Source organism: Rathayibacter sp. AY1C7 (genome assembly GCF_002931865.1).
GTDB lineage: Bacteria > Actinomycetota > Actinomycetes > Actinomycetales > Microbacteriaceae > Rathayibacter.
Map to the genome: position 1 here is coordinate 20,785 of NZ_PSWB01000006.1, position 20,843 is coordinate 41,627.

Genomic DNA, 20,843 nt, shown 5'->3' on the forward strand with positions numbered 1-20,843 from the left:
CGCGGAACGGCTCTGACATGGGCCGCCACGCCGACGACGCCCTCCTCCGCCGCCCGACCGCCTCTCGTCCCTCCGTCATCGCCGCGACCCGCGTCACCGACGCTCCGGAGACCCGCGGGCGGCCGTCGCGCGCGCCGGCGGATCCCGCTCAGCGGCGGCACGAGCGGATCGTCCTCGTCTTCCTCGCGGTGCTCCTGGCGCTGAGCGTCGTGCAGCTCTACACCCTGGGCCCCGTCACCGCTCCGGTCGCCTGGAGCCTGCTCTTCCTCCCGTACTCCGTGGCTCGGCTGCGCGGCGGGCGGATCGACCGGTTCGTGGTCGTGGTCCTCCTCGTGATCGCCGGCACCCTCTTCGCGCTCACCTACTCCGGAGCACGCGCGGCCGCGCTGCGCGACGTGGTCTCCGTCGTCTCCTTCCTCACTCCGTACCTGGCCGTCCGCGGGCTCGGCGACGGCGCCTGGCGTGTCGTCGGCCGCGCCCTCAACTGGGCGGCGCCCGTGTTCCTCCTCCAGGTGACGCTCACGATCCTCTTCCAGCTCGATCCCGTGCAGGAGACCGCCTACCTCCGGTGGCCGGACGCGGTGCTGTTCTCCGACATCTACGTGCGGGACATCTTCACGACGTCCTTCAACAACGTCCTGCAGGAGAAGTCGGGAGGGTTCTTCCTCAACGGCAACATCGCCTCGATGTACATGGCCACGACCGGCGCGCTGGCCTTCGCCGTCTGGAGACGGCAGCGGGGGAGGCTCCTCCTGCTCGTCGCCGTCGCCGGGCTGGTCGGCGCCCTCTTCACGCTGTCCAAGACCGCGATCGTCCTCGCGATCGTCCTGCCCCTGCTGGTCGCCGCGATCCGCGGACTCAAGGGACGCAGCCTCGGTCCGGTCGCTTGGATGATCACCATCCCCTCCGGGATCACGGCCGTGTACGCCGTCGCCGTGTCCTTCCCTCAGCTGGCGGAGGCGGGCCTGCTCACGCTCGGGGCCCGCGGCGACTTCCTGCGCCTGGCTGCGAGTGCGTTCCCCGACAACTGGCTGCTGGGGCTGGGGTACGGCGGATGGCAGGAGCTGTGGCTGGCGCGCGGGTCGCAGTTCACCCAGCACAGCGAGCCGCGCCCGCCTCACAACCTCCTCGTCACCGCGTGGACCAACGGCGGGCTCCTGATCGCGCTCCCCGTCCTCGCGTTCCTCCTCCTCGCCGCCGTCGCCGTCGTGCGCCTGCTCCTCCGGGTCGCCCGGAACGAGGCCGTCGCCGTCGGGGCGCTCGCCGTCGCCGTCCTCTGGACGTTCCTGCACGGGATGGCCGACAACACCACCTGGTTCGGCGATCAGCACTCGCTCGCGACGCTCGCCGTCTCCGTGGCGCTCGTGGGCGTCCTGTCGGCGGAGGCGCCCGCCACGCCGGGCCGAGTGCCTCACGGAAGCGCTCCGGCGGCCTCGGCCGGCGCGGGTCGGGCGCCGCTGCGACGGCCGCCGAGCCCCGGCCTCGGGCGGCGCTGACGCGACCGCCGCGCCGCAGCCGGTCCGGACACGGACCGCGCCGGTATCATCGACCCGTTATGGCACGCATCTACGACTGCTCCGTCGACACGGACCTCCTGACCGGCACCCGTCTCGCGCGGACGGCCATCGGCCGCGGCGAGCTCGTGGTGATCCCCACCGACACCGTCTACGGCGTCGCGGCCAACGCGTTCGACGCCGCCGCGGTCCAGCGCCTGCTCGACGCGAAGGGACGGACGAGGCAGTCGCCGCCGCCCGTCCTGATCGGGGACGTGGCCGCCCTCGACGCCCTCGCCGAGAACGTGCCGGAGGCGGTGCGCGACCTCGCGCGCGAGTTCTGGCCCGGCGGGCTCACCGTCGTCCTGCACGCCCAGCCCTCACTCGTCTGGGACCTGGGCGAGACGCGCGGGACCGTGGCGCTGCGCATGCCGGACAACCCGGTGACGATCGAGCTCCTCGCCGAGACCGGCCCGCTGGCGGTCTCCTCCGCCAATCGCACGGGGCAGCCCTCGGCCACGACCGCACAGGAGGCGTTCGACCAGCTCGGCGACTCCGTCGACGTCTATCTCGACGCCGGCGCCGCCGGATCGCGCTACAGCGACCGCCCCGCGGGCGCCAGCGAGTCCTCGACGATCGTCGACGCGACAGCGCTGAGCTTCGAGGGCGGCACCCTGCGCATCCTGCGCCAGGGCGTCGTGTCGGCCGAGCGGATCCGCGAGGTCGTCGGAGACCTGCTGCCGGATCCGGACGCGCCTCGTGCCGAGACGTCGGAGCCCGACGCCTCCACGGCCGGCGCGGCGCAGGCCGGGTACCAGCAGGAGCCCGCCGAGACCGCGACCGGCAGCGACCCGTACGCCTTCGAGCGGACCCCGACCGCGCGCCCCGACTGGGCCTCCGGCGCCCGCCTGCAGGACGACTCCGCTCCCGGCGATTCTGCGCCCGTCGATTCCGCCGATGCGACGGACCCTGGCTCGTCGAGCACGAACGCGCCGACGACCGGCACCGGCGCCGCCCGCACCGACTCCGCTCCGGGTGAGTAACCGGTGATCACCTTCGCCCTCGTCTCGCTCGCGGTCGCGCTCGTGACCGGAGCGCTGTCGTGGGTCATCTGGAAGCTGAGCCTGAAGTACCGGCTCTACCCGAAGATCCGCGTCAGGGACATGCACACGCGGCCGACCCCCCGCCTGGGCGGCATCGCGATGTTCCTCGGGATCCTCGTCGGCTTCGGCATCGCCTCCCAGCTGCCCTACTTCCGGCTCGTGTTCGCCAATCCCGAGCCGATCCTCGCGATCCTCGGCGCGAGCCTGCTCATCGTCCTCATCGGCGTCGCCGACGACATCTGGGACCTGGACTGGACCACGAAGCTGGCCGGTCAGCTGATCGCCGCCGGCCTGATCGCCTGGAAGGGCGTGCAGATCGTCTCCCTGCCGATCGGCGGCCTGACCGTCGGCTCGCCGTGGATGTCGCTGATCATCACCGTGCTCGCGATCGTCCTGGTCACCAACGCTCTCAACTTCATCGACGGCCTCGACGGCCTCGTGGCGGGCGTCGCCCTGATCGCCAACGGGGTCTTCTTCCTCTACAGCTACCTGCTGGTGCAGCAGACCTCGCCCACCGACTACTTCAACCTGGCCTCGCTCATCGCGGTCCTGCTCGTCGGCGCCTGCGCCGGATTCCTCCCCATCAACTGGCGTCCGGCGCGGATGTTCATGGGCGACAGCGGCGCACTGCTGATCGGGATGCTGATGGCCACCTCCGCGATCGCGGTCACCGGCCAGATCGACCCGGCCCAGCTCGCGGCGAAGGAGCTCCTGCCCGCGTTCATCCCGATCATCCTGCCGTTCGCGATCCTCGTGGTGCCGCTGATGGACTTCGGCCTCGCTGTGATCAGGCGCCTGCGCGCGGGAAAGTCGCCGTTCAGCGCCGACCGGAAGCACCTGCACCACCGCCTGCTCGACATGGGGCACTCCCACCTGCACGCCGTGCTGATCTTCTACGCGTGGACCGCCGTCGTCGCCGTCAGCTGCCTGCTGATGTTCGTGGTCGACGTGCTGTGGGTCCCGCTCGTCTTCCTCGGAGTCGGTCTGCTGGTCTGCACCGTCGTCACGCTCGCCCCGCTCAGCCGCCGCAAGCGGCTCGAGGCGGCGGCGCAGTCCGCGGAGGCCTCACCCGTCCTCGACCCCCTCGACCGCGCGTCCTCGACGGAGCTGCTCCGTCCGCCGGCCGGACTCCCGATCGACCGGGACACGACAGCGCCGACCACGGCGCGGAAGGAAGCATCATGACCGGAGCCTCCCCGGCCACCCCCCGTCCGCAGCCCGCGTCCGTCCCAGTCCTGCGCCGCGCGCTGGTCGTGGGCGGCCTCTTCGTGCTCGCCCTGGCCGTTCTCGGCACCGTCGTCGGCGGGATCGCCGCCGGGGGAGAGGGCGCGATCGGAGCCCTCCTCGGCGCGATCGTCGGCGGCGTGATGGTGCTCCTCACCGCCGCGAGCATCCTCGTCGCCAACCGCCTCGACATCGGCGGGTTCTTCGCCGTCGTCCTCGGCACGTGGCTCGCCAAGTTCGTGCTGTTCGTGATCGCCGCCCTGGTCCTGCGCGATCAGCCGTGGCTGAACAGCACCGCGATGTTCGTCACGATCATCGTCGCCGTCCTGGGGTCCCTGGTGATCGACGTCCTGGTCGTCTCGCGCTCGCGCATGCCGAACGTCAGCGACATCGCTCGATGAGGACAAGCCGAACGGTTCCTGAGAGGACCACGATTCGGCTCTCAGGCCGTTCTGTTGCTACAGTAGGGACGAATCCCGCAGGCGAACGTGTCCTCAGATCGTCTCATCGTTGATGGCGGTCGTCGAGCACGATCGCCGTCCGAGCGGAAAACCCCACCTTTCGTCGTCGCGAGAGCGTTGCGTCCGAATGATTCGATTCGGTCGGCTGCAACGTGCCACGCCCCGAATTCCAGGAGCTAGCGCTGTTTGCTAACGCTGTGACCCTGTTGGTCTCGTCCTCGACCGGTGAGAGTGACTTCCACACCCCGTCGATCTCCGAGTTCTTCCCGCCCGGTTTCCTCTTCGAGGGAACCCCTTTCGAGATCAACCGCGTCATGCTGGTCCGCTTCATCGCGGTCATCGCACTGATGCTGTTCTTCTGGCTCGGGACGCGCAAGCTGCGCCTCGTCCCCGGCCGCTTCCAGAACGTCGTCGAGCTCGCGTTCGACTTCGTCCGCGTCACCATCGCCAAGGACATCCTCGGCGAGAAGGACGCGCGCCGGTTCCTCCCGATCCTCGTGACGATTTTCTTCGCGATCATCTCGATGAACCTGACCGGCATCGTCCCGTTCCTGAACATCGCGGGGACCTCCGTGGTGGGCATGCCGCTCTTCCTCGGCCTGGTCGCCTACGTGACGTTCATCTACGCGGGCATCAAGGACCGGGGGATGGGCTTCTTCAAGAACGCCCTGTTCCCGCCCGGAGCGCCGTTCCTGATCTACTTCATCCTCACGCCGATCGAGCTGCTGCAGACGTTCATCATCCGTCCGCTCTCGCTCGCACTGCGGCTCGTGATGAACATGATCGTCGGCCACCTCCTGCTGGTGCTGTGCTTCTCGGCCACGCAGTTCTTCCTCTTCAGCTCCCAGATCGACCCGGGCTTCAAGCTCTTCGGCGTCGTGACCTTCGCCTTCGGCGGTGCGTTCACGCTCTTCGAGCTCCTCGTCGCCGTGCTGCAGGCCTACATCTTCACCCTCCTCGCTGCGGTCTACATCCAGTTGGCCGTCGCCGAGGAGCACTGACCCCACTACTCACGGGCTCCCGCCCGTTCTCACGATCACCCCACTGAAAGGACCCACTCGTGGACTCAGTCACCGTTCTCGCCGAACTCACCGGCAACATCGCGACGGTCGGTTACGGCCTCGCAGCGATCGGCCCCGGCATCGGTGTCGGCATCGTCGCGGGCAAGACCGTCGAGGCCATGGCGCGCCAGCCCGAGATGGCCGGCCGCCTCCAGACCACGATGTTCCTCGGCATCGCGTTCACCGAGGTGCTCGCGCTCATCGGCCTCGCCACCTACTTCATCTTCGCGGCGTAGTCGTGTTCAGCACCGCTGTGAACATCGCTGCGGAAGAAGGTGACGTCCCCGCGGTCATTCTGATCCCGGAGTTCTACGACTTCTTCTGGTCGGGGGTGATCTTCCTCATCCTGCTGTTCTTCTTCTGGAGGCTGGTCCTGCCGCGCCTGCAGAAGATGCTCGACGCGCGCTCCGCCGCGATCGAGGGGAACATCGCGAAGGCCGACGAGGCCCAGCGACAGGCTGAGGCCGCCCTCGAGAAGTACACCGCCCAGCTGGCCGAGGCCCGCGCCGAGGCCGGAGTGATCCGCGAGAAGGCGAACGCCGACGGCAACGCGATCGTGGCGGCGAAGAAGGAGCAGGCGCAGGTCGAGGCCGAGCGCATCCTCCACAACGCGCACGCCCAGATCGAGGCGGACCGTCAGGCCGCCGTGGTCTCGCTCCGCTCCGAAGTCGGAACCCTCGCCATCGACCTCGCCTCCGGCGTGATCGGCGAGAGCCTCAACGACGACGCGAAGGCGTCCGCGATCGTGGACCGCTTCCTCGCCGACCTCGAGGCCTCGGAGAAGGCGAACAACTGATGGGCAGCGCGTCCAGGCAGGCACTCGCATCGGCGAAGGCGGAGCTCTCCGCCCTCGCCGGTCAGGCGTCCCTCGACACGGCCCAGCAGCTCTTCGAGGCCGCACGGGTCATCGACGGCCAGGCGCAGCTGCGCGCGGCCCTGGCCGACCCGAGCGCCGACTCGAGCAGCAAGCAGGCTCTCGTCGCCCGCGTGTTCGGTCCCTTCGGCGAGCCGGCCAAGCGCCTGCTCACCGTGATCGTCGGCCACCGCTGGTCGAGCCCGAGCGACATGGTCGCCGGGGTCGAGGAGGTCGGGGTCCGCGCGATCGCGTCGTCCGCTCCGGAGGGCGTCAACCTCGAGAAGGAGCTCCACTCCTTCGGCGAGGTCGTCGCCTCCGACGCCCAGCTCGAGCTCGCGCTCGGCAGCAAGCTCGCCGCCGCCGACTCGAAGGTCGCGCTCGTGCAGCGCCTCCTCGAGGGCAAGGCCGCGGCCGAGACGCTGGCGATCCTCCGACAGCTGATCGCGCTCCCGCGCGGTCGACGCATCCCGGAGCTCGTCCGCTTCGCAGCCGGCGTGGTCGCCGACCAGGGCGGGTTCATCCTCGCCACGGTCTCGGTCGCCGCACCGATCGCCCCCGAGCAGCTCGACCGGCTCCGCTCGGCGCTCACGCGCCAGTACAGCCGACCGGTCTCCGTCAACGTCGTGGTCGATCCCTCCCTCCTGGGCGGGATGCGCCTGCACGTCGGCGACGAGGTCATCGACGGAACCGTCTCCGCACGGCTGTCCGACCTGAAGCTCCAGCTCGCGTCCTGACGGGCGCACGTATCCTCAGAGGGCACTGCCCTCGACCCCCGCACCATCCAGGTCAGGCCCCGACGACCTCTTCGGCTCGCACGGACCCAACGAATAGGAATTCCCATGGCAGATATCACCATCAGCCCGGATGAGATCCGCGACGCGCTGAAGGACTTCGTCTCGTCGTACGAGCCGGGCAAGGCCTCCACCACCGAGGTCGGCTACGTCATCGACGCCGCCGACGGCATCGCCCACGTCGAGGGCCTCCCCGGCGTCATGGCCAACGAGCTCATCCGCTTCTCCAACGGCGTCCTGGGCCTGGCCCAGAACCTCGACGAGAACGAGATCGGCGTCGTCGTCCTCGGCGAGTTCTCCGGCATCGAGGAGGGCATGGAGGTCACCCGCACCGGCGAGGTCCTCTCGGTCCCCGTCGGCGACGGCTACCTCGGCCGCGTCGTCGACCCGCTCGGCAACCCGATCGACGGACTCGGCGAGATCGCCTCCGAGGGCCGCCGCGCCCTCGAGCTCCAGGCTCCCGGCGTCATGTCGCGCAAGTCGGTCCACGAGCCGCTGCAGACCGGCATCAAGGCCATCGACGCGATGATCCCGGTCGGCCGTGGCCAGCGCCAGCTCATCATCGGGGACCGCCAGACCGGCAAGACGGCCATCGCGATCGACACGATCATCAACCAGAAGGCCAACTGGGAGTCGGGCGACACGAACAAGCAGGTCCGTTGCATCTACGTCGCCATCGGCCAGAAGGGCTCGACCATCGCCTCGGTGAAGGGCGCGCTCGAGGACGCCGGAGCGATGGAGTACACGACCATCGTCGCGTCCCCCGCCTCCGACCCCGCCGGCTTCAAGTACCTCGCCCCCTACACCGGCTCGGCCATCGGCCAGCACTGGATGTACGGCGGCAAGCACGTCCTGATCATCTTCGACGACCTGTCGAAGCAGGCCGAGGCCTACCGCGCCGTGTCGCTCCTCCTGCGCCGCCCGCCGGGACGCGAGGCGTACCCGGGTGACGTCTTCTACCTGCACTCCCGTCTGCTGGAGCGCTGCGCGAAGCTGTCCGACGAGCTCGGCGCCGGCTCGATGACCGGTCTCCCGATCATCGAGACCAAGGCGAACGACGTCTCGGCCTACATCCCGACCAACGTGATCTCGATCACCGACGGCCAGATCTTCCTCCAGTCCGACCTCTTCAACGCCAACCAGCGTCCCGCGGTCGACGTGGGCATCTCGGTCTCGCGGGTCGGCGGCGACGCGCAGGTCAAGTCGATCAAGAAGGTCTCCGGCACGCTGAAGCTCGAGCTGGCGCAGTACCGCTCGCTCGAGGCCTTCGCGATGTTCGCCTCCGACCTCGACGCCGCCTCGCGCCGTCAGCTCGCCCGCGGCGCCCGCCTGACCGAGCTGCTCAAGCAGCCGCAGTACTCGCCGTACCCCGTCGAGGAGCAGGTCGTCTCGATCTGGGCCGGAACGAACGGCAAGCTCGACGAGGTCCCGGTCTCCGACGTGCTGCGCTTCGAGCGCGAGCTCCTGGACTACCTGGGCCGCAACACCCAGGTGCTGAACACCCTCCGCGACACCAACGTGCTCTCCGACGACACCGTCGCCGAGCTCAACCGTGCCGTCGACGGCTTCAAGCTGGAGTTCCAGACCGGTGAGGGCAAGCCGCTCGCCTCGGTCGGGCGCGAGGAGCACCAGGCCATCGCGGCCGACGAGGTCGGCCAGGAGAAGATCGTCAAGGGCCGTCGCTGACCAGCGGCACCCCGACGATTCGCCACTTTTAGAACAACAGGAGACACATGGGAGCGCAACTCCGGGTCTACCGGTCGAAGATCCGCTCGGCCCAGACGACCAAGAAGATCACTCGGGCCATGGAGCTGATCTCGGCCTCGCGCATCCAGAAGGCGCAGAACCGCGTCGCTGCCGCGGCGCCGTACTCGAACGCGATCACGCGCGCCGTGTCCGCTGTCGCGACCTACTCGAACGTGGAGCACCCGCTCACGACCGAGCGCGAGAAGCTGGACACGGCCGCGATCGTGATCTTCACCTCCGACCGCGGCCTCGCCGGCGCGTTCTCCTCGAGCGTGCTCAAGGAGGCCGAGGATCTGGCCGCGCTGCTGCGCAGCGAGGGCAAGGAGGTCGTCTTCTACCTGGTCGGCCGCAAGGCGAACGCGTACTTCTCGTTCCGGAAGCGGGCCAGCGTCCGCGTCTGGACGGGCGGCACCGACCAGCCCGTGTTCGAGACGGCGAAGGAGATCGCGGACGCGGTCGTCGAGTCGTACAACCTCGATGACGAGGAGGGCGGCGTGGACGAGATCCACCTCGTCTACAACCGCTTCGTCAGCATGGTCACCCAGCAGCCGACCGTCGTCCGGCTGCTGCCGCTCGAGGTCGTCGAGGGCGCCGAGGAGCAGAACAGCGAGCTGTACCCGCTCTACGAGTTCGAGCCCGACCCCGAGACGGTCCTCGACCGCCTCCTGCCCGTGTACGTCGAGAGCCGCATCTTCAACGCGATGCTGCAGTCGGCGGCCTCGGAGCACGCGGCACGCCAGAAGGCCATGAAGTCGGCGAGCGACAACGCGGACACGCTGATCAAGACCTACACGCGTCTCGCCAACAACGCCCGCCAGACCGAGATCACGCAGCAGATCGCCGAGATCGTCGGCGGCGCCGACGCCCTGTCCTCCTCCAAGTAAGAGGGCTCCGCTCCACACAGTTTCGACTCCGCCCTCCGGGAGCGGTGAGACCACAGAAGGAAGTAGCAATGACACTGACCGCACCTGAGGCGGCGACCGGGACGTCGGGCGGGGCCATCGGCCGCATCGCCCGCGTCACCGGCCCCGTCGTTGACATCGAGTTCCCCCACGACGCGATCCCCGAGGTCTACAACGCGCTCTACACGCACGTCGAGGTCGAGGGCGTCTCGAGCAAGCTGACCTTCGAGGTCGCGCAGCACCTGGGCGACGACCTCGTCCGGGCCATCTCCCTGAACCCCACCGACGGACTCGTCCGCGGCCAGGAGGTCCACGACACCGGCCTGCCGATCTCGGTCCCGGTCGGCGACGTGACCAAGGGCAAGGTCTTCAACGTGATCGGCGAGGTGCTCAACGCCGACGCCGACGGGAAGATCAACGGCGAGTCGTTCGAGATCACCGAGCGCTGGCCCATCCACCGCAAGCCCCCGCAGTTCGATCAGCTCGAGTCCAAGACCGAGCTGTTCGAGACCGGCATCAAGGTCATCGACCTGCTCACTCCGTACGTGCAGGGCGGCAAGATCGGCCTGTTCGGCGGCGCGGGCGTCGGCAAGACCGTCCTCATCCAGGAGATGATCCAGCGCGTCGCGCAGGACCACGGTGGAGTGTCCGTGTTCGCCGGCGTCGGCGAGCGCACCCGTGAGGGCAACGACCTCATCGCCGAGATGGAGGAGGCGGGCGTCTTCGACAAGACCGCGCTCGTCTTCGGCCAGATGGACGAGCCGCCGGGAACGCGTCTGCGCGTCGCCCTGTCGGCACTGACCATGGCGGAGTACTTCCGCGATGTGCAGAAGCAGGACGTGCTGCTCTTCATCGACAACATCTTCCGCTTCACGCAGGCCGGCTCGGAGGTGTCGACCCTCCTGGGCCGCATGCCCTCCGCGGTGGGCTACCAGCCGAACCTCGCCGACGAGATGGGTGTGCTCCAGGAGCGCATCACCTCGACGCGCGGACACTCGATCACCTCGCTGCAGGCGATCTACGTCCCCGCCGACGACTACACGGACCCGGCGCCGGCGACCACCTTCGCTCACCTCGACGCGACCACAGAGCTCTCCCGCGAGATCGCGTCGAAGGGCCTCTACCCGGCAGTCGACCCGCTCACGTCCACCTCGCGCATCCTCGACCCCCGCTACCTGGGCGCCGACCACTACCGCGTGGCGACGAACGTGAAGCAGATCCTGCAGAAGAACAAGGAGCTGCAGGAGATCATCGCGATCCTCGGTGTCGACGAGCTGTCGGAGGAGGACAAGATCACGGTGTCGCGTGCGCGCCGGATCCAGCAGTTCCTCTCGCAGAACACCTACATGGCGAAGAAGTTCACGGGTGTCGAGGGCTCGACCGTCCCGCTGAAGGACACGATCGAGTCGTTCGACGCGATCACCAAGGGCGAGTTCGACCACGTGGCCGAGCAGGCGTTCTTCAACGTCGGCTCGATCTCGGACGTCGAGGAGAAGTGGACCCAGATCCAGAAGGAGAACGGCTGATCATGGCCGGGACCCTGAAGGTCAGCGTCGTGTCCGCGAACGCCGAGGTGTGGTCCGGAGAGGCGAAGCAGCTCACGGCTCGCACCGTCGAGGGCGAGATCGGCATCCTCGCCGGCCACGAGCCGATGCTCGCGATCCTCGCCACCGGCGAGGTGCGCGTCACGGCCCTGGACGGAACGCGTCTCACCGCGCAGGCCGACGACGGCTTCCTGTCCGTCGAGAACGACGTGGTAACCGTGGTCGCCCGTCAGGCATCGCTGGTCTAGTACACCGCCGCTCAACGCGGCACGGAGGGGCCGGACGATCATCGCGATCGTCCGGCCCCTTCGTCGTGCCGCCCGTCCCTCTTCTCCGAAGGAGTCCTGTGCACGTCCTGCTGCCACCGTCCGAGACGAAGCGCGACGGCGGCGACGAGCCGTTCGTGCTCGAGTCGCTCGCCTTCCCCGAGCTCCACCCGAAGCGGCGCGAGCTGGCGGAGGCGCTGATCGCGCTGGCCGGGGACCGCGAGCTCTCGGCCCGGGCGCTGAAGCTCGGTCCGCGTCAGCTCGGCGAGATCGATCGCAACGCGGCGCTCGCGACCGCGGCAGGCCTCCCCGCGGTCGACCGCTTCGACGGGGTGCTCTTCGATGCGCTCGACGCGCGCAGCCTCGATCCCGGTGCACGGGAGGTGCTCGGTCGGACGGCGATCGTGCAGTCCGCGCTCTGGGGGCCGATCCGCGCCCTCGACCTGATCCCTGCCTACCGTCTGTCCCACGACTCCCGTGTCCCGGGGAGGCCGCTCAAGCGCTGGTGGGCAGCGGAGGCCGGGCGGGTGCTGAGCGCGCTCGACGGGCTCGTCCTCGATCTGCGGAGCGAGGCGTACGCGGCGCTCGGACCGGTTCCCGCGGGCGAGGGGCGGTTCTTCGTCCGCGTCCGCTCGCGCGGGGCCGACGGCGCCCTCCGGTCGCTGAACCACTTCAACAAGCAGGGCAAGGGGCGCTTCGTCAGGGCGCTGGCGGAGGACCGGGTGGCGACGGAGTCACTCGGCGAGCTCTCGGCGTGGGCGGCCGGGCGCGGGTTCCTGCTCGCCGAGAACCGGCACACGGGAGAGCTCGACCTCGTCGTGCCGGAGTCGTAGGCGTCAGCGTCGGCGCCAGCAGCCGGTGAGGTGATCGTCGACGACTCCGGCCGACTGCATCAGCGCGTACGCGGTGGTCGGTCCGACGAAGCGGAGCCCCGCGGCCTTCAGCGCTCGCGCGAGCGCCGTCGACCCGGGCGTCGTCGCAGGGACGTCGGCGGCTCGGACCACCCGGTCCTCGACGTCCGGATCGTGGAAGGACCACACGAGCTCGTCGAGCGCGCCCTCGCCTCTCTGCTCGAGGAGCGCGAGCACGGCCCGGGCGTTGTCCCGGGTGGCGATGATCTTCGCGCGGTTCCGGATGATGCCGCTGTCCTCCATCAGCCGCTCGACATCGGTGTCGTCGTACCGGGCGACCCGGGCCGGATCGAAGCCGTCGAAGGCCTCGCGGAACCTCGGCCGCTTGCGGAGGATCGTGATCCAGGAGAGGCCGGACTGGAACGCCTCGAGGGAGATCTTCTCGAACAGCAGGCGATCTCCGTGCAGCGGGGTGCCCCATTCCTCGTCGTGATAGCGGCGGTACTCCGGATCCGCGCCGCTCCAGGCGCAGCGGACCAGGCCGTCCTCTCCCTCGACGAGTCCGTCGGCCGTGCTCATCGGTGGGGGATCCCCTCGTGATCGAGAAGCCAGGCTTTCGTGGCGACGCCCTCGCCCGCGCTGAAGCCGGTGATCCGTCCGTCGCTCGCGAGGACGCGGTGGCAGCCCACGATGATCGGCACCGGGTTCGCACCTACCGCTCCGCCGATCGGCCGGCCCGCCCGGGGGCGACCGGCGGCCGTGCCCAGTGCGCCGTAGGAGGTGATCTCCCCGAAGCCCAGAGCCTGGAGCCGCTGCCAGATCTCGAGCTGGAAGGGCGTGCCGCGCAGAGCGACCGGCAGATCGAAAGAGCGGCGGGTCCCGTCGAAGTACTCGTCCAGCTGCTCGACGGCCCGCAGGAGCACCGGGAGGTCCGACTCCGGGAGGTGCTCGTGCGGGAGCAGACCGGCCTGCTCGATGGCGAGCGAGACGATCGCATCGCCGTCGCTGCCCACCTCGATGCGGCCGAGGGGGCTCGTCGTCCGTCGGACGTGAAGGGGAGTCGTTCTCATGCGTCGAGAGTATCCGCGGGACTCCCCACCGACCGGCGGGAATCGGACACCGGTGCAGAACTCGGCCGATCGGTTCCTGTGGAGGGATTCCTGGGGGCCGGAGGGCGCCATCCGTGCGCCGGCGATTCGGTGTCGATGGGACCTCTCCCTCCACAGGCGGCGATCTCGAGATCCTTCCGATGATCCCGAGGGCCGTCGCTCCCGGCGGGTGCGAGGGTCGGCAGGATCGCAGCATGACCTCCTCAGCGCTCCTCCTCCACCCCGCTCCCGCCTCGCGTGTCCCGGCCTCACCCGACGACGCCGCCCTGTTCCACGCCGCTCACGGGTCCCGGCGGGGTGCGGCCGAGGCGAGCCTCGTGCTCGTCCCGTTCCGGGCCGGCGCGCCGAGCGGCTCGCTCCGCTTCGAGCTATCGGGGGCGGATCCGTCCCTGATCGCGCGGGCCAGCCTCGGTGCGCTCGGCCGGTTCGGGCGGGTGCAGCGAGCACTCGCGCTGGTGCATCCCGGCGAGGCGGGTCCGGAGTCGTGCGAGGGACTCGTCGCCGCCCTCGAGGAGCGTGCGCGCCGGCTCCCCGGCCTCGCCCTCCGCGTCGCCGTGCTCCCGTCGTCCGGCCGCGACGACGGGCTCGAGGCCGGCGACCGGGACGACCCGCGAGCGGTGGCCGCCGCGGTCGACCGTCTCCTCGACCGCCACCCGCGGGCCGAACTGCCCGACGTGCTGTTGCACGGCGTCGACGACCTCGTCCGGCGAGCTCTCACCGGTCCCGATCCCGAGGTCCGGCCTGCGGGCCTGGCTGCGCTCGTCGTGGCCGTGCAGCGCAGCCGCGGTGCGGACCGCGTGCTGCGGTCGGCGCGGAGCGGTGACCCCGGCGCGGCGGGAGCGCTCGCCCCGCTGCTCCGCCGTGCCGCCGTCGTCGCACCCGCGAGCGAGCGAGCCGGAGTGCTCGTCCTCCTCGCGCGGATCCTGGCCGGTGAGGGCCGTGCCGACGAGGCCGGACGGCGCGCCGACGAGGCCGTCGCTCTCGATCCGCACCACGCAGGTGCGCGCCGGGTCGCGGCCGCACTCGCCGCCGATCGGCGGGAGCGCGCCGCGTGAGGGCGCTAGAGCCGCGACCAGGCCTCGGTGAGCACGCTCCGGAGGATCTGCTCGATCTCGTCGAACTCGCGCGGGCCGATGGTGAGCGGCGGCGCGAGCTGGACGACGGGATCGCCGCGGTCGTCCGCCCGGCAGTACAGCCCCGCGTCGAAGAGCCCCTTCGAGAGGAATCCGCGCAGCAGCCGCTCCGACTCGTCCTCGTCGAACGTCTCCTTCGTCGCCTTGTCCTTCACCAGCTCGATGCCGAAGAAGTAGCCGTCGCCCCGGACGTCGCCGACGATCGGCAGGTCGAGCAGCTTCTCGAGCGTGGACCGGAAGACGGGCGAGTTCTCTCGCACGCGCTCGTTCAAGCCCTCCTCCTCGAAGATGTCGAGGTTCTCGAGCGCGACCGCGGCCGAGACGGGGTGGCCGCCGAAGGTGTAGCCGTGCGGGAAGACGACCTGACCGTGGCGGAAGGGCTCGTAGATCCGATCGCTGACGATCGTCGCGCCGATGGGGGAGTAGCCGCTGGTCATCCCCTTCGCGCAGGTGATCATGTCCGGCACGTAGCCGTACTCGTCGCAGGCGAACATGTGCCCGATGCGGCCGAACGCGCAGATCACCTCATCGGACACCAGCAGCACGTCGTGCTTGTCGCAGATCTCGCGGACCCTCTGGAAGTACCCGGGAGGGGGCGGGAAGCAGCCGCCCGAGTTCTGCACGGGCTCCAGGAACACGGCGGCCACCGTGTCCGGCCCCTCGAACTCGATCATCTCCTCGATGCGGTTCGCCGCCCACAGGCCGAACGCCTCCAGGTCGTCGCCGTGCTCGGGAGCCCGGTAGAAGTTGGTGTTGGGGACACGGAAGCCGCCCGGCACCAGCGGTTCGAACATCGACTTCATCCCGGGGATGCCCGTGATCGCGAGCGCTCCCTGGGGAGTGCCGTGATACGCGACCGAGCGCGAGACGACCTTGTGCTTGCCCGGCTTGCCCTGCAGCTTCCAGTAGTGCTTGGCGAGCTTGAAAGCCGTCTCCACAGCCTCGCCGCCGCCGGTCGAGAAGAAGACCCGGTTCAGGTCGCCCGGCGCGTGGTCGGCGAGCCGGTCGGCCAGCTCGATCGCCGAGGGGGTCGCGTAGGACCAGAGCGGGAAGAAGGAGAGCTCGGACGCCTGCTTCGCCGCGGCCTCCGCCAGTCGGCGCCGCCCGTGTCCCGCATTGACGACGAAGAGGCCGGACAGGCCGTCGAAGTACTTGCGCCCGGTGCTGTCCCAGATGTGGTGTCCCTCGCCGCGAGTGATGATCGGCACGCCCGCGCCCGAGTCCATCGTCGACTGACGGGTGAAGTGCATCCAGAGGTGGTCCTTCGCCTTCTTCTGCAGGGAGGCGTCGTCGATCCCCCCTGGCGCGTCGGTCCCGCGGACGGGATCGCCCGACTCGAGGCCGGAGGTCGAGAAGGCTGTCTCGGTGGTCATCTTTTACCGCGTTCCCCAGTTGTAGAACTGCTTGTGGAGCTTCAGATAGACGAAGGTCTCGGTCGAGAGCACGCCGGGAAGCGACCGGATCTCCTGGTTGAGCAGGGCGATCAGATCGTCGTCGTTCTCGCACACGACCTCGGCGAGGATGTCGAAGGAGCCGGCTGTCAGCACGACGTAGTCGACGGCGGGGATGGAGGCGAGCCGGTCCGCGACGTCGCGGGTGTCGCCGGTGACGCGCACACCGATCATCGCCTGGCGGTAGAAGCCGAGCTGCATCGGATCCGTCACCGCGACGATCTGCATGACGCCCGACTCCGTGAGCTTCTGCACCCGCTGCCGGACGGCCGCCTCGCTCAGGCCCACGGCCTTGCCGATCTCGGCGTACGAGCGCCGACCGTCCGCCTGCAGCTGCTCGATGATCGCCTTCGACACCTCGTCGAGCTGGACAGGACGCTGAGAGGGTGGGCGAGACGGGGCCATGCGGCGATTCTGGCAGTCCACGGGGGCCCGGGCAAGTGGATCCGCACGTCGGAGCTCGCTCCGGCATCGGATCCGGTGGTCTAAGCGTGGTCCCGTCTGCGCGACGGACATCGGGCGACAGCGATGGCGGCCGGCTCGGCGGAGGGCCGTCAGCGACTACCATCGGGAGGCGGCCGGGCACCCCTGGAGCCGGCGGTCACGGGCCGTCGGACCGGACGGGCGCGGGCCACGGGGATGCGAGGAGCAGCGATGACGCAGATCGGCCGCAGCCGCGCGTCCGTCACCGTCCCCGTCTCCGCCTGGAGCTCCGACGCGCCCTCGGCCGAAGTGACCCTCGGCTGGGCCGCGCGCACCGAGACCGGCCACGTGCGCAGCGCGAACGAGGACAGCTACCTCGCCAAGAGCCCGCTCTTCGCTGTCGCCGACGGGATGGGCGGGCACGCGGCAGGAGAGGTCGCCAGCGACGCGGTCGTGTCGCGCCTGTCCACCGCGGCGCTCGGCGCGACCGTCGGAGCGGAGGAGATCGACCGGGCGCTTCGGGAGGCGGTCGGGGACATCGCCCGGCAGTCGCACACGGCCGACGTCGGCACCGGGACCACGGTCACCGGGATCGCGCTCACGGTGGTCGGGGGAGAGCCCTACTGGTCCGTCTTCAACATCGGCGACTCGCGCGTGTACCTGAGCGTCGCCGGGACCCTCGTGCAGCTCACCGTGGACCACTCCATCGTCCAGGAGCTGGTCGACGCGGGCCTGATCTCCCGCGACGAGGCCGACGTGCATCCGCACAGCAACGTGATCACCCGCGCGGTCGGCTTCCACGAGGCGCCCGTCCCCGACTACCGGCTCGTGCCCGTCCTCGCCGGATCGCGTCTGCTGATCTGCTCGGACGGACTCACGAAGGAGCTGACCGATGCCGGCGTCGGCCACCTGCTCAGCGGCACCGGCTCCGCTCAGGAGGCGGCCGACGCCCTGGTCGACGCCGCGCTGGACAACGGCGGGCGCGACAACGTCACCGTGATCGTCGTCGACGTCCTCGCGGTCACCGGCGACGAGGAGGCCGGCGCACCGGTCTGACGAGCAGCGCTCCGGCATGGGACGGCCGCGGTGGCGGTGCCGCCGGACCGCCCGCACACGCCGAACGGCCGTACGACGGTCCTGCGCCTGCCGGTTCGCGTCGGGTTCGGCCGGCTCGGGGCTCCCCGCGCCGGCGCTGGGTACGATGGTGAGCGGAAGGGCGTTCTCGGTGATCTGCAGCACGTGTGGCTCCAACCTCGCTCCCGGGGCGATCCTCTGCGGCGAGTGCGGTTCGTCGGTGGCGGCGCATGCCACGACGGGTTCGTCCCGCCCCTCGTCCTCCGGCGACACGACGGTCCTCGACCCGTCCCGCCGTGCCTGGCTGCCGGGCCTGGCCCCCGGCCGGCACCGGCGTCCCGCCCCCGGCGCACCGATGGCGCCGCCCTCGCAGGGGCTCGTGCGCCTCAGCTTCGCGACCGGGCAGCACGCGATCGTGACCGGCAACGGCCTGATCGGACGCCAGCCGCTCCCGGACCCCAACGAGACGTTCCGGCACATCCTCGCTATCCCGGATCCGTCGCGATCCCTCTCCAAGACCCACCTCGAGTTCGGCTTCGACGAGGGCGGGCTCTGGGTCAGGGACCGCTGGTCGGCCAACGGGTCCGTGCTGGTCGCGCCGACCCAGGCGCCGCTCCCGCTCGAGGCCGGCCGCCGCTACCGCGCGAAGCTCGGCAGCCGGATCCTGCTCTCCTCGGTCGAGATGGCGGTCGAGCGCGTCGACGGGTCCGCCGGCGGCTCGGGACGCCCGCCCCTCACCCGCTGACGGCACGGCCTCCGGGGACCGAATCGGCGGTCGACACGGCCTCCGGGTGCGGAATTCGTGACGATCATGTTTCCGGATGAGCGTTCTCCTCCGTTCGCCGTGACAGGCGGATGAGCGCTGTGCCAGTATTTCCCCACGTTCGGCCCCCGAGGCACGAGCCCCGACGCAGTCAGGAGCCCCCGCCATGACCCGTCCCCTCCCGAGGGATCCCGTCCTCCGCCGGGCCGTCGCCGCGGCACGCTCGCACGAGCGCGAGCGCCGGGCGGTCCTCTCGCGTCGGGCGGTCCTCGGCGGGATCGGCCTCGGAGCGGGTGCCCTCGCCCTGGCCGCCTGCGCCCCGCAGACCCGTGCCGCTCCGACCGCCGCCGCCGACGGATCGGCCGGCGACCCGCGCCTGGTGTGGGACAACTGGCCCGCCTACATGGACGAGGACGACGACGGGAACCACCCCACGCTCCAGGGCTTCGAGGAGCAGACGGGCATCGCGGTGACCTACAACGTCGCCGTCGACGACAACAACTCGTACTACGGCAAGGTGAAGGACCAGCTCGCGCTCGGGCAGTACATCGGCGCCGACACGGTCTGCCTGACGGAGTGGATGGTCTCGCGCCTGGTCCGCCGCGGCTACGTGCAGGAGCTCGACCACGCGAACATCCCGAACATCGCCAACCTCACCCACTCGCTGGCGAACCCCGACTTCGATCCGGGCCGCCGGCTCTCCCTCCCGTACCAGGCGGGGTTCTCGGGCATCTGCTGGAACAGGGAGAAGCTGCCGAAGGGCCTCTCGAGCATCGAGGAGCTGTGGGATCCGTCGCTCCGCGGCCGCGTCGGCGTGCTGAGCGAGATGCGCGACACGATCGGGCTCATCATGCTCGCTCAGGGGACGGACATCGCCGGCTCCTGGGGCGACGACGAGTACATGAACGCGATCGACGTCTTCCGCGGGCAGGTCGACGCCGGACAGATCCGCAACATCAAGGGGAACGCGTACCTCAACGACCTGCAGAACGAGGACACCCTCGCGGCGATCTGCTGGTCCGGCGACATCACCCTGATCAACGCCGAGGCCGGCGACAAGTGGGAGTTCGCCTTCCCCGACTCGGGCGGCGCGCTCTGGAACGACACCTTCGTGGTCCCGATGGGCTCCGAGCGCAAGGCCAACGCCGAGGCCCTGATGAACTACTACTACGAGCCCGAGGTCGCCGCCGAGGTGGCCGCCTGGGTCAACTACATCACCCCCGTGGATGGAGCGAAGGACGTCATGGAGAGCATCGATCCGGAGCTGGCCGAGAACCAGCTGATCTTCCCCGACGAGGACACGCTCGCGCAGGCGCACGTGTTCCGGACCCTGACCGCCGCGGAGGAGAAGGAGTACCAGGCCGAGTTCCAGAAGGTGCTCCTGGGCATCTGATGGCGATCGGGACCTTCGCCGAGAGCGGCGCCGACCTCCAGCTGGTCGGGATCAGCAAGCAGTACCCGGGCTTCACGGCCATCGACTCCCTGGACCTCACCATCCCGGCGGGCTCCTTCTTCGCCCTGCTGGGCCCCTCGGGCTGCGGCAAGACGACGACGCTGCGCCTGGTCGCCGGGCTCGAGGAGCCCTCCGCCGGCCGGATCCTCATCGGCGGGCGGGACGTCACCGAGACGAAGACGTACCAGCGGCCCGTCAACACCGTGTTCCAGTCGTACGCGCTGTTCCCGCACATGTCGATCCTCGAGAACGTCGCCTTCGGCCTGAAGCGGCGGAGGATCGCCGACCCCGTCGGCAAGGCGCACGAGGCGCTCCGCCTGGTCGAGCTCGACCACCTCGCCCAGCGCCGCCCCGCGCAGCTCTCCGGTGGTCAGCAGCAGCGGGTCGCCCTCGCACGCGCCCTCGTCAACCGGCCCGCCCTGCTCCTGCTCGACGAGCCGCTCGGCGCCCTCGACCTCAAGCTCCGCCGGCAGATGCAGCTGGAGCTCAAGTCGATCCAGGAGGAGGTGGGCCTCACCTTCCTCCACGTCACGCACGACCAGGAGGAGGCCATGACGATGGCCGACACCGTCGCGGTGATGAACAAGGGCAGGATCGAGCAGATGGGCGCGCCGGAGGAGCTCTACGAGCTCCCGCGCACCGCGTTCGTCGCGAACTTCCTCGGCCAGTCCAACCTCTTCACGGGTGAGGTGGTCGGCAGCACCGACCGCGCACTCACCGTCGACGCGGGCGGGCACCGGATCGTCGTGCCCGTCGCCCGCTGCGCCCGCACGAGCGGGGAGATCACGGTCGGCGTCCGCCCCGAGAAGCTCCTGCTGCTGACGCAGGAGCCGCCGGCGGACTCCGGCCGGAACGTGCTCGGGCCCGGCCGCGTGGTCGACGTCTCCTTCAGCGGGGTCAGCACCCAGTACACGATCCGGATGCCGGGCCTGGGCCCGGTGGTCGTCTTCGCGCAGAACATGGTCTTCGGGCCGGTCGTCGGCGTGGGAGCGGAGGTGTGGGTCGGCTTCAGCACCGAGCACGGCTTCGGACTCGCGGACGAACCGGGCTCGGTCCCGCGCTTCGAGGCGGACGACTCCACCAGCGCCATCGCCGTGCAGCGCCGGGGGCTCCTGGCCGGTCGCAGCGGGGGAGCGTAG

Annotated in this window: 22 protein-coding genes; 18 read left to right on the plus strand and 4 right to left on the minus strand. The window is 70.1% G+C overall.

Going from position 1 to position 20,843, the window contains the following annotated elements:
- Positions 1-17: 17 nt before the first annotated feature.
- The 13 genes from C5C69_RS04670 to C5C69_RS04730 all read left to right on the plus strand — a co-directional run bounded on the left by C5C69_RS04670 (position 18) and on the right by C5C69_RS04730 (position 12,280).
- Entirely contained in the window at positions 18-1,496 is a 1,479-nt protein-coding gene (locus C5C69_RS04670; protein ID WP_104232705.1) for a hypothetical protein, read from the plus strand.
- Positions 1,497-1,555: 59 nt separating this feature from the next.
- Entirely contained in the window at positions 1,556-2,536 is a 981-nt protein-coding gene (locus C5C69_RS04675; RefSeq protein ID WP_104232704.1) for an L-threonylcarbamoyladenylate synthase, read from the plus strand.
- A gap of 3 nt (positions 2,537-2,539) precedes the next feature.
- Positions 2,540-3,781 carry an MraY family glycosyltransferase gene (locus C5C69_RS04680; RefSeq protein ID WP_181065442.1) on the plus strand — a complete coding sequence of 414 codons (1,242 nt, stop codon included), beginning with the start codon at positions 2,540-2,542 and terminating at the stop codon, positions 3,779-3,781.
- On the plus strand, positions 3,778-4,221 hold the full coding sequence (locus tag C5C69_RS04685; RefSeq protein WP_104223021.1) for a hypothetical protein: 444 nt from the start codon (positions 3,778-3,780) through the stop codon (positions 4,219-4,221). The genes C5C69_RS04680 and C5C69_RS04685 overlap by 4 nt, the downstream gene beginning before the upstream one ends.
- A 257-nt stretch (positions 4,222-4,478) precedes the next feature.
- Positions 4,479-5,282, plus strand: a complete 804-nt coding sequence (gene atpB / locus C5C69_RS04690; RefSeq protein WP_068254016.1) for a F0F1 ATP synthase subunit A — start codon at positions 4,479-4,481, stop codon at positions 5,280-5,282.
- 59 nt (positions 5,283-5,341) lie between these two features.
- Positions 5,342-5,578 carry an ATP synthase F0 subunit C gene (locus C5C69_RS04695; protein WP_055794702.1) on the plus strand — a complete coding sequence of 79 codons (237 nt, stop codon included), beginning with the start codon at positions 5,342-5,344 and terminating at the stop codon, positions 5,576-5,578.
- 2 nt (positions 5,579-5,580) lie between these two features.
- Positions 5,581-6,138: a F0F1 ATP synthase subunit B gene (locus C5C69_RS04700; protein ID WP_244229449.1), complete on the plus strand. Its 558-nt coding sequence runs from the start codon at positions 5,581-5,583 to the stop codon at positions 6,136-6,138.
- Positions 6,138-6,932: a F0F1 ATP synthase subunit delta gene (locus C5C69_RS04705; RefSeq protein ID WP_104257415.1), complete on the plus strand. Its 795-nt coding sequence runs from the start codon at positions 6,138-6,140 to the stop codon at positions 6,930-6,932. Before C5C69_RS04700 ends, C5C69_RS04705 begins: the two co-directional genes overlap by 1 nt.
- A 105-nt stretch (positions 6,933-7,037) precedes the next feature.
- Positions 7,038-8,675, plus strand: coding sequence for a F0F1 ATP synthase subunit alpha (gene atpA, locus C5C69_RS04710; protein ID WP_104232702.1), 1,638 nt, complete (start codon positions 7,038-7,040; stop codon positions 8,673-8,675).
- A gap of 47 nt (positions 8,676-8,722) precedes the next feature.
- Positions 8,723-9,619, plus strand: coding sequence for a F0F1 ATP synthase subunit gamma (locus C5C69_RS04715; protein ID WP_104232701.1), 897 nt, complete (start codon positions 8,723-8,725; stop codon positions 9,617-9,619).
- 68 nt (positions 9,620-9,687) lie between these two features.
- Positions 9,688-11,163 (plus strand): F0F1 ATP synthase subunit beta, encoded by a 1,476-nt coding sequence (gene atpD, locus C5C69_RS04720; RefSeq protein WP_104223025.1) that lies wholly within the window; start codon positions 9,688-9,690, stop codon positions 11,161-11,163.
- A gap of 2 nt (positions 11,164-11,165) precedes the next feature.
- On the plus strand, positions 11,166-11,429 hold the full coding sequence (locus C5C69_RS04725; protein WP_104223026.1) for a F0F1 ATP synthase subunit epsilon: 264 nt from the start codon (positions 11,166-11,168) through the stop codon (positions 11,427-11,429).
- A 98-nt stretch (positions 11,430-11,527) separates the two neighbouring features.
- The gene (locus tag C5C69_RS04730) at positions 11,528-12,280 is read left to right on the plus strand and encodes a YaaA family protein (protein ID WP_104232700.1); all 753 of its coding nucleotides are present in this window, start codon (positions 11,528-11,530) and stop codon (positions 12,278-12,280) included.
- Between the two features lie 3 nt (positions 12,281-12,283).
- Here the strand turns inward: C5C69_RS04730 and C5C69_RS04735 are convergent, their stop codons facing one another.
- Together C5C69_RS04735 and C5C69_RS04740 are read right to left on the minus strand one after the other, a co-directional pair.
- Positions 12,284-12,877, minus strand: a complete 594-nt coding sequence (locus C5C69_RS04735) for a DNA-3-methyladenine glycosylase I (protein ID WP_104232699.1) — start codon at positions 12,875-12,877, stop codon at positions 12,284-12,286.
- Positions 12,874-13,368, minus strand: a complete 495-nt coding sequence (locus C5C69_RS04740) for a methylated-DNA--[protein]-cysteine S-methyltransferase (RefSeq protein WP_104223029.1) — start codon at positions 13,366-13,368, stop codon at positions 12,874-12,876. Before C5C69_RS04740 ends, C5C69_RS04735 begins: the two co-directional genes overlap by 4 nt.
- 233 nt (positions 13,369-13,601) lie before the next feature.
- On the opposite strand from C5C69_RS04740, the gene C5C69_RS04745 reads away from it, so the two are divergent.
- Entirely contained in the window at positions 13,602-14,462 is an 861-nt protein-coding gene (locus C5C69_RS04745) for a hypothetical protein (RefSeq protein ID WP_104232698.1), read from the plus strand.
- 5 nt (positions 14,463-14,467) lie between these two features.
- On the opposite strand, the gene C5C69_RS04750 is transcribed toward C5C69_RS04745, so the two are convergent.
- Together C5C69_RS04750 and C5C69_RS04755 are read right to left on the minus strand one after the other, a co-directional pair.
- Positions 14,468-15,913 carry an aspartate aminotransferase family protein gene (locus C5C69_RS04750; protein WP_104223031.1) on the minus strand — a complete coding sequence of 482 codons (1,446 nt, stop codon included), beginning with the start codon at positions 15,911-15,913 and terminating at the stop codon, positions 14,468-14,470.
- A gap of 3 nt (positions 15,914-15,916) precedes the next feature.
- The gene (locus C5C69_RS04755; protein WP_104223032.1) at positions 15,917-16,396 is read right to left on the minus strand and encodes an Lrp/AsnC family transcriptional regulator; all 480 of its coding nucleotides are present in this window, start codon (positions 16,394-16,396) and stop codon (positions 15,917-15,919) included.
- A gap of 249 nt (positions 16,397-16,645) precedes the next feature.
- On the opposite strand from C5C69_RS04755, the gene C5C69_RS04760 reads away from it, so the two are divergent.
- From C5C69_RS04760 to C5C69_RS04775, 4 genes are all read left to right on the plus strand, one after another.
- The gene (locus C5C69_RS04760) at positions 16,646-17,470 is read left to right on the plus strand and encodes a PP2C family serine/threonine-protein phosphatase (protein WP_104225583.1); all 825 of its coding nucleotides are present in this window, start codon (positions 16,646-16,648) and stop codon (positions 17,468-17,470) included.
- A gap of 238 nt (positions 17,471-17,708) precedes the next feature.
- Positions 17,709-18,233, plus strand: coding sequence for a hypothetical protein (locus C5C69_RS04765; protein WP_104232697.1), 525 nt, complete (start codon positions 17,709-17,711; stop codon positions 18,231-18,233).
- A gap of 184 nt (positions 18,234-18,417) precedes the next feature.
- Positions 18,418-19,644, plus strand: a complete 1,227-nt coding sequence (locus C5C69_RS04770; protein ID WP_104232696.1) for a PotD/PotF family extracellular solute-binding protein — start codon at positions 18,418-18,420, stop codon at positions 19,642-19,644.
- Positions 19,644-20,843, plus strand: a complete 1,200-nt coding sequence (locus tag C5C69_RS04775; protein ID WP_104232695.1) for an ABC transporter ATP-binding protein — start codon at positions 19,644-19,646, stop codon at positions 20,841-20,843. The genes C5C69_RS04770 and C5C69_RS04775 overlap by 1 nt, the downstream gene beginning before the upstream one ends.